General features: G+C 45.1%; 10 protein-coding genes and 1 pseudogene. All 11 read left to right on the top strand.

Annotated features, from left to right (window positions below; genetic code table 11):
- Nucleotides 1-31: 31 nt before the first annotated feature.
- Entirely contained in the window at nucleotides 32-2,149 is a 2,118-nt protein-coding gene (gene flhA, locus ACHUFM_RS10820) for a flagellar biosynthesis protein FlhA (RefSeq protein ID WP_113874201.1), read from the top strand.
- Nucleotides 2,150-2,250: 101 nt separating this feature from the next.
- The gene (gene flhF, locus ACHUFM_RS10815) at nucleotides 2,251-3,648 is read left to right on the top strand and encodes a flagellar biosynthesis protein FlhF (RefSeq protein ID WP_394182236.1); all 1,398 of its coding nucleotides are present in this window, start codon (nucleotides 2,251-2,253) and stop codon (nucleotides 3,646-3,648) included.
- 96 nt (nucleotides 3,649-3,744) lie between these two features.
- Nucleotides 3,745-4,482, top strand: coding sequence for an RNA polymerase sigma factor FliA (locus ACHUFM_RS10810; RefSeq protein ID WP_394182234.1), 738 nt, complete (start codon nucleotides 3,745-3,747; stop codon nucleotides 4,480-4,482).
- Between the two features lie 55 nt (nucleotides 4,483-4,537).
- Nucleotides 4,538-4,918 (top strand): chemotaxis response regulator CheY, encoded by a 381-nt coding sequence (locus ACHUFM_RS10805; RefSeq protein WP_012071097.1) that lies wholly within the window; start codon nucleotides 4,538-4,540, stop codon nucleotides 4,916-4,918.
- Between the two features lie 10 nt (nucleotides 4,919-4,928).
- A complete protein-coding gene (locus ACHUFM_RS10800; protein WP_394182232.1) occupies nucleotides 4,929-5,714 on the top strand; it encodes a protein phosphatase CheZ in 786 nt (261 codons plus the stop codon).
- A 12-nt stretch (nucleotides 5,715-5,726) separates the two neighbouring features.
- Nucleotides 5,727-8,045, top strand: a complete 2,319-nt coding sequence (locus tag ACHUFM_RS10795; protein WP_394182230.1) for a chemotaxis protein CheA — start codon at nucleotides 5,727-5,729, stop codon at nucleotides 8,043-8,045.
- A 30-nt stretch (nucleotides 8,046-8,075) separates the two neighbouring features.
- A complete protein-coding gene (locus ACHUFM_RS10790) occupies nucleotides 8,076-9,140 on the top strand; it encodes a protein-glutamate methylesterase/protein-glutamine glutaminase (protein ID WP_394182228.1) in 1,065 nt (354 codons plus the stop codon).
- A complete protein-coding gene (locus ACHUFM_RS10785; RefSeq protein ID WP_394182226.1) occupies nucleotides 9,140-9,877 on the top strand; it encodes a flagellar motor protein in 738 nt (245 codons plus the stop codon). Before ACHUFM_RS10790 ends, ACHUFM_RS10785 begins: the two co-directional genes overlap by 1 nt.
- A complete protein-coding gene (locus ACHUFM_RS10780) occupies nucleotides 9,870-10,685 on the top strand; it encodes an OmpA family protein (protein ID WP_394182224.1) in 816 nt (271 codons plus the stop codon). Before ACHUFM_RS10785 ends, ACHUFM_RS10780 begins: the two co-directional genes overlap by 8 nt.
- A gap of 71 nt (nucleotides 10,686-10,756) precedes the next feature.
- Nucleotides 10,757-11,530, top strand: a complete 774-nt coding sequence (locus ACHUFM_RS10775) for a ParA family protein (protein ID WP_394182223.1) — start codon at nucleotides 10,757-10,759, stop codon at nucleotides 11,528-11,530.
- A gap of 9 nt (nucleotides 11,531-11,539) precedes the next feature.
- Nucleotides 11,540-11,969, top strand: a pseudogene (locus tag ACHUFM_RS10770) (chemotaxis protein CheW); the annotation flags it as partial.

The following is an 11,969-nucleotide window of genomic DNA, read 5'->3' as shown; positions in this document are numbered from 1 at the left end:
TGTTTTTAATTTTAACTGCTAGGGATATTGTGTGAATTTCGACCGGAGCCGTGTTGCTGGACAAGTTCAGAGTATTTTTAGCGGGAACTTAGGAATACCTGTTTTATTGTTGTCGCTGCTGGCGATGATGATCCTGCCTATACCGGCGTTTTTGCTGGATGTGTTATTTACCTTCAATATTGCTTTGGCCATTGTCGTACTGTTGGTGGCCATTTATTCAATGCGTCCCTTGGATTTTGCCGTGTTTCCAACGGTATTATTGGTCTCTACCCTGATGCGTTTGGCCTTGAATGTCGCCTCTACTCGCGTGGTTTTGTTGAATGGTCATGAGGGTGGTGACGCGGCTGGTAAGGTGATCCAGGCGTTTGGTGAAGTTGTTATTGGCGGTAACTATGTCGTCGGTTTTGTGGTCTTCGCCATCTTGATGATTATTAACTTCGCGGTTGTCACTAAGGGTGCGGGTCGTATCTCGGAAGTGAGTGCTCGTTTTACCTTGGATGCGATGCCCGGCAAACAAATGGCCATTGATGCGGATTTGAATGCCGGCATGATTGATGCGGATCAAGCCAAGCAGCGTCGTACTGAGATAGCATCTGAGGCCGAGTTCTATGGTTCTATGGATGGTGCCTCGAAATTTGTGAAAGGGGATGCGATTGCTGGCCTGTTGATTCTTGGGATTAACATCATTGGTGGTTTGTCCATCGGTATGGCGCAGCATGATTTGTCTTTTACTGAGGCGATTGAGCGATACTCTTTATTGACCATTGGGGATGGCTTGGTCGCACAGCTACCTTCTCTTATGTTGTCTACTGCCGCGGCGATTATGGTTACCCGAGTCAATGAGACGGGGGACATGGGGTCGCAGGTTGTTAAGCAGATGTTTGGCTCTTCCAAAGCCCTCTACATAGCGGCAGGCGTAATGACGATTATGGGTATTGTGCCTGGTATGCCGCATTTTGCCTTTCTTTCCTTGGCAGCTTGCTTAGGTGGGTTGGCGTATTTTATTGAGTATCGCAAGAAGCAAAAAGCCAAAGAAGGTCAAAAACCGTCAACGTCTGCTTCAGGTGATGCGCCGGTGCCGGCTGAGGCAAAAGACTTGAGTTGGGATGATGTCGCCCCTGTCGATATGCTCGGTTTAGAGGTGGGTTATCGCTTGATTCCTTTGGTTGATAAAACGCAAGGTGGTGAGTTGTTGGCGCGTATCAAAGGGGTACGCCGAAAATTGTCTCAAGATTTGGGTTTTTTGGTGCCAAGTGTGCACATCCGAGATAACTTAGATCTGATGCCAAATGCTTATCGAGTGACCTTAATGGGGGTGAGCTTGGCGGAAGCGGAAGTGCACCCAGATAAAGATTTAGCGATCGATCCAGGTCAAGTGTTCGGCACTATTGAGGGGGTGCCTGGCAAGGATCCATCTTTTGGTTTGGATGCGGTTTGGATTGATCCAAAAAAACGGGATCAAGCGCAAACTTATGGTTATACTGTAGTGGATGTAAGTACAGTGGTAGCCACTCATGTAAATCAAATTATGCACAAGCATGCTTATGAGTTGATTGGTCATGATGAAGTTCAGCAATTGCTTAGTCTGTTAAAACAATACAATCCGAAGTTAGCAGAAGAGCTTGTACCGAATACCGTCCCTTTGAGTGTGTTGTTAAAAGTGTTACAGAACTTGCTCATTGAAGGTGTGCCACTGCGAGATATGCGAACCATTGCTGAGGCGATAATGGGGGTGCAACCGAAAACTCAAGACCCTATGATATTAACCGCTGCCGTCCGAACGGCTTTGTCGCGATTAATTATTCAAACTTTAGCGGATGGTGTGGAAGAAATTCCAGTATTAACTCTGGAGCCTCAGTTGGAAAAAATGCTGATGCAAACAGTACAGCAAAGTCAGCAGTCGGGTATCAAAAACGAAGAGGCGCTTATTCTCGAACCGCAAATGGCGGAACAATTGCAAACCTCATTGCGTCAATCTGCTGAGCAACAAGAAGCGATGGGGAATACGCCAATTCTCATTGTGTCCGCTCCAATCAGGCCGATGCTCGCTCGCTTTATGCGGTATGGTATGGTGAATATGGCTGTGTTGTCTTATCAAGAGGTGCCTGATCATAAGCGCATCACTGTAGTTGGTGTAATTGGCCAATAAAATTTGCCTATTAATGGTAAATATTGTGGCTATATTTATCTGAATCTTTCGGGTAAGCTATGGATTTGTAAGAAAAATAAGCTGGAAGGATTAGGTTATTCATGCAAATTAGGCGGTTTCGAGCACCTGACATGCGGCAAGCGATACGGAAAGTCCGTGACGCCGTAGGTCCAGACGCAGTGATTTTATCAAATCAGCGTCTCCCAACAGGGGAAATAGAAATTGTAGCGGCTCTCGATTATGACGGCTCTATGCCGACGTCTATGACTAAGGGAGCGACATCTACTCGCTCTGATTATTCTCGCCAAGCATCCGTTGATAACGCTTCCTCTAGACTTGATGCAACACAAGATCCGAGCGCGGATTATTTAGAACGTATTGAGCGAGCAAAGCAACAAACCAGTCCTGACGCTCAGGCTCCTTCTGCTCCAGTTGATTCAAAGTATGGCCACCCAGCAGAATCACCAATCTCAACACAGCAAACCTCTTCTAGCTCACCGCGTCACAATCAACCTAAATCGACACAGTTTGATATGCCAGCGACCGCGGACGGTGAATTGCCTGAAGTGGAGGAAGCTTTGTCTATTCGCCATTCTGATAGTTCGAGACAACTTAAAGAAATGGAAAAAGAGTTGCAAAGTGTTCGTGCTATGCTTGAAGAGCGACAAAAAGAAGATTCGTCAAATAAAGGTAAGCGTGATAGCTTGGAAATAAAGGCGCGCCAGCAACTAAAAGGTTTGGGCTTGTCTGATTTAGTGGCGTCACGTTTAATGGATGATATTGATTTAAAGGGCAGGGAAGATGATTGGAATCGCTTGTTGGCCCACTTAGCGGATTACATTCCAGTGCGTTCTAGTCCGTCGGAATTGAGTGGTTGTATTGCTTTTATGGGGCCGACAGGTGTTGGTAAAACCACTTCTATTGGTAAAATCGCAGCCCAACATGTTTTGAAGTATGGCTCAGACGGTGTAGTGCTGATTACAACAGATACTTATCGTATTGCTGCTCATGAGCAGTTACGCACCTTTGGTCGCATTTTAAATGTGCCTGTTGAAGTGGTGAATGAGTATTCTGATTTAAATGAAGTATTGGCCAAGTATGCTCATTATTCTTTAGTATTGGTTGATACGGCGGGTATGAATCCTCGCGATTCAAATTTAGAGCGACAGCTGCTAATGATGAAGCGAGCCCGAGCGGGTCTCAAAAAATTGTTAGTTTTGCCTTGTACGAGTCAAAGGCAAGTGTTGAAAACGGTTGTTGATGTTTATTCTCAAGTTCAGCTTGATGGGTGCGTGCTAAGTAAACTGGATGAATCGGCTTCTTTGGGAGAAGCAATAAGTGTGGTGATTGAAGAGGGTTTACCTGTAGTATATCTGGCAGATGGCCAACGTATCCCAGATGATATTGAGCCAGCTCGAGCACATAACTTAATCAGCCGAGCGGTATACACTGCAGAACATTATAGCCAGCTCTTTGGGTCACTAAAGTATGGTAGTTAGTAAAATTATGTTATTTCTGAAAGCGTTGCGCCAAACTATGTAGTACAGTTTGATTGCGCAACTAACTTAACTGTAAAAGGTTGCTCAAACGATTTTATGCAAACCAAGAGTGGATACAACACCTATTCAAAGAAGGCAACGTTATCGATTGATGCGATTGTTGAGCAGTATGGGTATTTGGTAAAGAAAATTGCTTATCATCTTTTAGCTCGTCTGCCGGATAGTGTGGATATAGATGATCTGACTCAAGCGGGCATGATGGGGTTAATAGAAGCCTACAAGCGGTTTGAGTCAAGCAAAGGTGCCAGTTTTGAAACCTATGCTGGAATTCGTATTCGCGGTTCTATTATGGATGAAGTCAGAAAGTCTGACTGGGCACCAAGATCTGTTCGTCGTAATGGTCGTGCAGTGACAAATGCAATCAAAGAATTAGAAGCTAAGTTAGGAAGAGATGTTTCCGATATGGAAGTAGCAGCCCATATGGGGATTGGAATGGATGAATATCATGAGATGTTACATTCATCTATGTCTACTCAGTTATTTAGCTACGAAGAGATGCTGGATTCTGATACAAATCATTTCGATGGGGCCGAAACTGACAGTGAAAATGCCCCATACTCTTTGGTAGAAGAAAACGGTTTTCAGGGGCAATTGGCCAATGAGATCGAAAATCTACCAGAGCGAGAAAAGTTGGTTTTGTCTTTGTATTACAATGATGAGCTAAACTTAAAGGAGATTGGCGCTGTGTTAGGCGTTAGTGAGTCAAGAGTCAGTCAGATCCATAGTCAAGCGGCTATGAGATTACGATCAAGATTAAGCGATTGGCGAGATTAAATTATGAGTTGTGGATATATACCTTTGGGGTGTGGAGGTTGCATTGGATAAAAACATGAAGATCCTGATTGTTGATGATTTCTCGACAATGAGACGAATCATTAAAAACTTGCTACGGGATTTAGGGTTTACCAATACAGTTGAAGCGGATGATGGAACGACTGCGTTGCCTATACTTCAAGCTGGTACAATTGATTTTTTGGTAACGGATTGGAATATGCCAGGAATGACAGGTATTGAGCTTTTAAGGGCTGTCCGTGCCGATGAGAAGCTGAAAAGTATTCCTGTATTGATGGTAACGGCGGAAGCGAAACGTGATCAGATTATTGCAGCCGCTCAGGCTGGAGTTAATGGTTATGTTGTTAAGCCCTTTACCGCTGTAGCACTGAAAGAGAAAATTGAGAAGATATTCGAACGAATCGATGCTGCCAAATAGGGATATTTAGATGTCAAACGTATTGGGATCTGGACTAGTGGATTTTGAAAAACAAGTAAAAGATGGCGCAGTGGAACTTTTAAACCATATTGAAGTCGGTGATTTCAGTAGTGCGATTAAAATAATCCAAGAATTAAGTGAAGCTCGTCACAATAGCTTTTATAACGAAGTTGGTTATCTGACGCGAAGTCTGCATGATGCTATTCGTGATTTTCAAATAGACTCGATGGACCTTGTGGTCGGTGAAGGGGCAGACTCTGCTACTAAAATCACTGATGCGTCTGACCGACTAAATTACGTCATCGAAACGACTAGTTCAGCGGCCAATAAAACCATGGATATGGTGGATAGCAGTGTCCCTGTGGCAAGTGAGTTACAAGCTCAGGCAAGAGAGCTGCGTAAAGACTGGGGGCGCTTAATACAACGAGACCTCACCCCGCAAGAATTCCGTGATTTGTATAAAAGAATTGATGTGTTTCTAACCTATGCAGATGAAAGTGCGACTACTTTGCATTCTAATTTAAACACAATTCTTCTAGAGCAAGGCTACCAGGACTTAACAGGGCAGGTGATCTCTAGAGTGAATGAACTGATCCGTGATGTAGAAGAAAAACTTGTGCATCTGGTTGCTGTCGCTGGACGTGTTGACAGTATCTCTGGCATTGAGCATCAAGAGAAAGAATCTGAACAGGATGATACACGCGGTCATGGCCCGTCTATTAATAAACAAAACAACCCTGAAGTACTGAATAGTCAAGACGAAGTAGACGACTTGCTATCAAGTCTTGGTTTCTAGAAGGAGCTGAGGATGAGTTTCGAAGTCGATGAAGAAATTCTACAGGATTTTTTGGTAGAGGCAGGAGAAATCCTTGAGCAGCTTTCCGAACAATTAGTAGATCTAGAGCAAAATCCTGATGACAAGCCTCTATTGAATGCAATATTTCGAGGTTTTCACACTGTTAAAGGTGGGGCGGGTTTTTTACAGTTAACTGCTTTAGTTGACTGTTGTCACTATGCCGAGAACGTTTTTGACATCTTAAGGAACGGGCAGCGTCAAATTGACTCTGAGTTGATGGATACGGTATTGCAAGCGTTAGATGCCGTAAACGAAATGTTTGATACTGTTCGCGCAGGTGGAGAGCCTGAGCCTGCGGATCCTGAGCTTATTGCCACTTTGAGTACCTATGCGGTACCGCCGACAGAAGACGAGTTGGCTGGTGCTGTAGAGGAAGAGGCCGATGAAGTAGAAGAGACAGCTGCTGAAGAAGTTGAGGTAGAAGCGCCTTTAGCTGAACAGGAGCAAGAAGCTGATGCTTCCGTTGATATTTCTGACGACGAATTTGAATCTTTATTGGACGCATTAGGTGATGACTCATCTCCAGCTTCTGAAAACTCCGCTTCTGAAACATCCCCAGCAAGTGATGATGACATCACTGAAGACGAATTTGATGCTTTGCTTGATCAACTTCATGGTAGTGGTGCGCCTGGTCTAGACGACGAAGAGGCAAAAAATACGGCACCTAAAGCGAATGATTCAGCGCCAGAGTCTGACGAAATTACTGAAGATGAATTTGAACAACTGCTGGATAGTCTTCATGGCGAAAGCGCACCTGGGGTAGTCGATGCGAAAGCGTCGACGGATCAGTCTGCGAAGGATGATAAAGCCTCAGCATCGCAACCTAAAGCAGACAGCGCGCCAGCTAATGGGGAATCAGATCTCATTACTGAGGATGAATTTGAATCTTTATTAGACAGTCTACAAGCAAAAGAAAGTGAGCAAAAAGCGCAAGCCAAAGCTTCACCAGCGAGTGATGACAAGCCCAAGGCCGAGCCGAAAAAGGCTGAACCTGCGAAACCCAAAGCAAGTCCAGCGGCACCAAAAGCAGCACCCAAGCCAAAAGCTGCAGCGAAAGACGCTGATGCTCCAGCGAAAGAAAAGACAGCCAACGCCCCCGTTACTCAAGAAGCCACCGTGCGAGTTGATACCAAACGACTTGATGACATTATGAACATGGTAGGTGAGTTGGTACTGGTCCGTAACCGATTGGTACGTCTGGGATTGCAAAGCGAAGATGAGTCCATGGGGAAAGCCGTGGCGAATCTGGACGTGGTCACAGGTGACTTACAAAATGCTGTGATGAAAACCCGTATGCAGCCGATTAAAAAGGTATTCGGGCGTTTCCCACGAGTGGTACGAGATCTTGCTCGTAACATGAAGAAAGAAGTTAACTTAGTACTCAAAGGTGAAGAGACGGATCTAGATAAGAATCTAGTCGAAGCCCTTGCCGATCCATTGGTTCACTTGGTGCGTAACTCGGTTGACCATGGCGTTGAATCTCCTGAAAAGCGTGAAGCGAATGGCAAAGCCCGAATGGGTACCGTTATTCTCTCTGCAGAACAGGAAGGCGATCATATCTTGCTGTCTATTGAAGACGATGGCGCGGGTATGGACCCAGATGTGCTACGTAAAAAAGCCGTAGAAAAAGGCTTAATGGATACGGACGCTGCAGAGCGTTTGTCCGATGATGAAGCGTTTAATTTGATCTTTGCGCCTGGCTTCTCTACCAAAGTTGAAATTACCGATGTGTCTGGTCGTGGTGTGGGAATGGATGTGGTGAAAACTAAAATCTCCCAGCTCAACGGTACATTGGATATTAAATCAGTATTAGGACAAGGGTCTCGCTTTATTATTAAAGTGCCTTTGACCTTGGCGATTATGCCAACCTTGATGGTGACTTTGTCTGATCAAGCATTTGCCTTCCCACTGGTTAGTGTAAATGAAATCTTCCATTTGGATTTGAAGAAAACCAATATCGTAGATGGTCAGCAAGTGGTGGTAATTCGTGGTAAAACCTTACCCATATTCCACCTTAAAAGCTGGTTAGTGAAAGGCACGAAAACAGATGAAAATCCTTCTGAGGCTCACGTTGTTGTGGTTCAGGTAGGGATGAATGAAGTCGGCTTTGTTGTGGATCAACTGGTCGGACAGGAAGAAGTTGTTATTAAACCATTAGGGAAAATGTTGCAAGGTACTGCAGGTATGGCAGGAGCAACAATTACCGGTGACGGTCGTATTGCATTGATTCTGGATGTGCCCAGTATGCTAAAAAGTTATGCATCAAGGTAACAACTAAGTTTTTCATTTTGGAGATGTAATATGCCGGTGAAAGTACTGGTTGTTGATGACTCAGGCTTTTTCAGACGCCGATTGGTAGAAATATTCGAGGCAGACCCTAGGTTATCCGTCGTCGGCACAGCGAACAATGGTAAAGAAGCGATTGATAAAGTTCAGTCGCTTTCGCCTGACGTTGTTACCATGGATTATGAAATGCCCGTGATGGATGGCATCGCAGCAGTGTCAAACATTATGAAAATTAAGCCAACGCCTGTGCTTATGTTTTCATCTTTGACACACGAAGGTGCAAAAGTCACCCTCGATGCTTTAGAGGCTGGTGCGGTGGATTTCATGCCAAAGAATTTCGAGGACATCTCTCGTGATTCTGCGGTGGTAAAAAAAGCGTTAGTCGATAGAGTGCTTGCTGTAGCACGTACTCGTCTTTCAGGCAGTGCTGCGAACATTGAGCCTCTCGCGCCACGTCAAACCCACAAGCCAATTGTAACGGAACGAGGCGTTATTATTCCTCGTGCCCGTAAGCGTGTAAGTCTTGTGGCCATTGGTACATCGACAGGTGGGCCGATGGCACTTCAAGCCGTCTTAAGTAAAATCCCCGCCGATTTTTCTGCGCCTTTGGTGTTGGTGCAACACATGCCAGCCGCCTTTACTGGTGCTTTTGCAGAGCGTCTTAATAACATTTGTCAGATTAAGGTGAAAGAAGCCCAAGACGGTGATCGGTTAGAGCCGGGGGTTGCTTTACTTGCTCCAGGCGGTAAGCAAATGATGATAGACCCTAGAAATGGTGGTTGTGTCCGTATTTTAGATGGTGATGAGCGTTTGAATTACAAACCATCAGTGGATGTGACCTTTGGTTCTGCATCTAAATGCTACCCAGGTAAAGTATTGTCTGTGGTTATGACTGGTATGGGTGTTGATGGCCGTGAAGGCGCTCGTATGTTGAAAAACTCGGGTTCTAAAGTCTGGATTCAGAGTGAAGATACTTGTGTTATCTACGGTATGCCAATGGCGGTTGAAAAAGCCAATTTGGCAGACGAGACAATTGATTTGAATCACATTGGTGAACGAATTGTACGTGAGGTTGGTTAGTGGATTTTGTCACCTTAGCAGGCCTATTAATCGCGTTCAGCTCGGTATTTCTTGCTAACTGGTTAGGCGGCGGAGAAATATTTCTGCTGCTTAATTTGCCATCTGCCATCATTGTGATTGTTGGTAGCATCGGAGCGACATTAATCCAGAGCAGTATTCAGGAAGCAATACGCGCTTTAGTGTTAATGAAATGGAGTTTATTCCCTCCTATCTATGACTTTAACTCCGCTCGTTCTTCCATTAATAATTTAGCTCATAAAGCACGTCGTTTATCGTTACTTGCTCTAGAGTCAGATGTGAATTCAATCAATAATCCTTTCTCGACTCGCGCCTTGCAAATGGCGATCGATGGAACGGATCCCAATATACTGTCCGACCGTCTTCATGATGATGCAGTGCGTATCCACGAGAGGCGCATGAAAAGTGTTAACTTCCTAGAATCCATCGGCGGCTATGCGCCTACCTTAGGTATCATGGGATCTGTGTTAGGCTTGATTCAAGCAATGGCGAATCTCGACAGCCCAGAAGCATTAGGGCATGGTATTGCTGTAGCCTTTGTCTCAACACTTTACGGGCAGGGGTTTGCGAATTTAGTGATCTTTCCAATTGCGAAAAAACTCGCTACGTATGTCGATAAAGAGTTACTTTACCACCAGCTACTAATTGACGGTATTTGCGGTATTGCCATTGGTAAACACCCTTACCGACTTGAACTCGAGTTGGCGACGTATGAGTGATGCTGAGTCTCGTGCCTCAAGACGTCGTAAACTGGTCAAGCCAGCTTCGACAAGCGCGCCAGGAAAAGATCGCTGGATTTTATCTTATGCCGATTTTATTACTTTATTGTTTGCCTTCTTTGTTGCCCTTTACTCTCTGTCGTTAAAAAACGCAGATGATGAAGAGCGTCTTAAAGAAAGTTTGCAAGGGGTGTTTGATGCGGTGCAAAAGTCAGTTAAGCCCATTAATATTGGTGACCCTATTGTGGGTGAGCCCGCCGACTCCGAATTAGTTGAAAGCATCCCCATTCCTGAAAGTCCGCCAGTGGTCGAAGAAGATCAATCGTCAGCTGTGTACGCACTATTAAGTCGATTGGTTGAGCAGCAGTTTTCAGGTTTGCACCAATCCGGTCAAATAGAGGTGTCAGAGTCTGCTGATTGGGTTAGTTTAGAAATGAAATCGGCTTTGCTGTTTGGGCAGGGAGAATACGAGCTTACAAATGAGGCCGTGGCGTTACTTATTATGGTTGCGAACCTTCTTCAGGCCTATCCATCGGCCGTCATTGTAGAGGGGCACACAGATAATGTCCCCATCAACTCCCAGCGTCTTGGTAACAATTGGAATTTATCCAGTTTGAGAGCTTCCGCTGTTGTTGATGAACTAGTTTATCGTGGGCTCAATGCAGAACGAATTGCACCAATGGGTTTTTCCAGTGAACATCCCAAAGTAAGAAACACCAATGACTTTGCTCGTCAGCAAAATCGTCGGGTTATTATACGAATTAGTAAGCGAAGGGCTGATAATCTGTATGATTACTTGTTTAAGTAGTCAATTACTGTATATGATTGATTGCAAAGAATTCGTAAGCATAGAAATAGTTTGGATAGCGGAGAGTCAGAGTGCACATTTGGGCAGTGGCGAATCAAAAAGGTGGCGTAGGAAAGACGACAACAGTGGTGTCTTTAGCGGGGCTATTGGCGGATGCTGGGCACCGCGTCTTGATGATTGATTTGGATCCTCATGGGTCTTTAACCAGTTATTTTCGTTTCGACCCAGATTCCATTGAAAACAGTGCTTACAACCTTTTTCAAGTGTCCGGAAAAATCCCGGAAGATTTACCGCCATCGTTAATTTTAGAAACAGGCCACCCTAATCTTTCTCTGTTGCCTTCTTCGACGGCTTTGGCAACCTTAGAACGCCATGCGCAAGCGCAGGGTGGAATGGGGTTGGTCATGTCAAAAACCCTAGCGATCCTGTGGGATGATTACGATTATGTGCTAATTGATAGCCCTCCTGTATTGGGTGTGCTGATGATTAACGCCTTGGCTGCGTGTCAGCAATTGGTTATTCCGGTACAAACGGAGTTTTTGGCGATCAAGGGGTTGGAGCGAATGGTTCGAACTTTGACTATGATTAATCGTGCGAGAAAGCGTCCTGTACCCTATGTGATTGTGCCGACTTTATTTGATCGCCGTACGCAAGCATCTAACAAGAGCCTGCGGAATTTGAAAGATTTGTATGAAGAGCTTGTGTGGCATTCGGTAATACCGGTTGATACAAAATTGCGGGATGCCAGTACAGCGGGCATAGCGCCATCGGCGTTAGATCCAAATGCTCGAGGAATCAAAGCGTACTCCAGTCTGATGGATTCTCTGTTGAATCCAGCGGGATAGTAAGAATTTATGAAAGACACGAAAAGTAAAGAAGATGCCTTAATTGGACCACAGGCCGCGGTTCAGCGTTATTTGGATGATTTGCTGCAAGAAGCAACGTCAGAAGTGTATGTGTCTGAAGAGGATTCACACACCTCAGCAACCGATCTAATCGAAGAGGAGGTTGTTGAGACTTCTGAAGAGCCAGAGGTTGATGTTACTGAAAGTGAATCACAGAGCGCAGAAGAAGTGGTTGCAGATGGAGAATTATCCGAAGCGGATTGGTCTTCATTGGATGCGTCTTTTAAGGACTTTGAAGATGCGGTATCTGAACATGTAGATAACTTGACGGAAACGCAAACAGAAGAGAATCTTATAGAGCCAGAGCCAGAGCCAGAGCCAGAGCCAGAGCCAGAGCCAGAGCCAGAGCCAGAGCCAGAGCCAGAGCCAGAGCCAGAGC

Origin of the sequence: Marinomonas posidonica, from assembly GCF_043643765.1 — a bacterium.
Taxonomy (GTDB): Bacteria; Pseudomonadota; Gammaproteobacteria; order Pseudomonadales; family Marinomonadaceae; genus Marinomonas; species Marinomonas posidonica_A.
Note: the sequence above shows the minus strand (reverse complement) of the source record. Positions and strands in the feature narration are given on the sequence as shown.

Excerpts from the sequence above, each read along its gene's own strand:
- flhF (WP_394182236.1), top strand. The coding sequence starts at position 2,251 with ATGCAAATTAGGCGGTTTCGAGCACCTGACATGCGGCAAGCGATACGG.
- ACHUFM_RS10810 (WP_394182234.1), top strand. The coding sequence starts at position 3,745 with ATGCAAACCAAGAGTGGATACAACACCTATTCAAAGAAGGCAACGTTA.
- ACHUFM_RS10805 (WP_012071097.1), top strand. The coding sequence starts at position 4,538 with ATGAAGATCCTGATTGTTGATGATTTCTCGACAATGAGACGAATCATT.
- ACHUFM_RS10800 (WP_394182232.1), top strand. The coding sequence starts at position 4,929 with ATGTCAAACGTATTGGGATCTGGACTAGTGGATTTTGAAAAACAAGTA.
- ACHUFM_RS10795 (WP_394182230.1), top strand. The coding sequence starts at position 5,727 with ATGAGTTTCGAAGTCGATGAAGAAATTCTACAGGATTTTTTGGTAGAG.
- ACHUFM_RS10790 (WP_394182228.1), top strand. The coding sequence starts at position 8,076 with ATGCCGGTGAAAGTACTGGTTGTTGATGACTCAGGCTTTTTCAGACGC.
- ACHUFM_RS10780 (WP_394182224.1), top strand. The coding sequence starts at position 9,870 with ATGAGTGATGCTGAGTCTCGTGCCTCAAGACGTCGTAAACTGGTCAAG.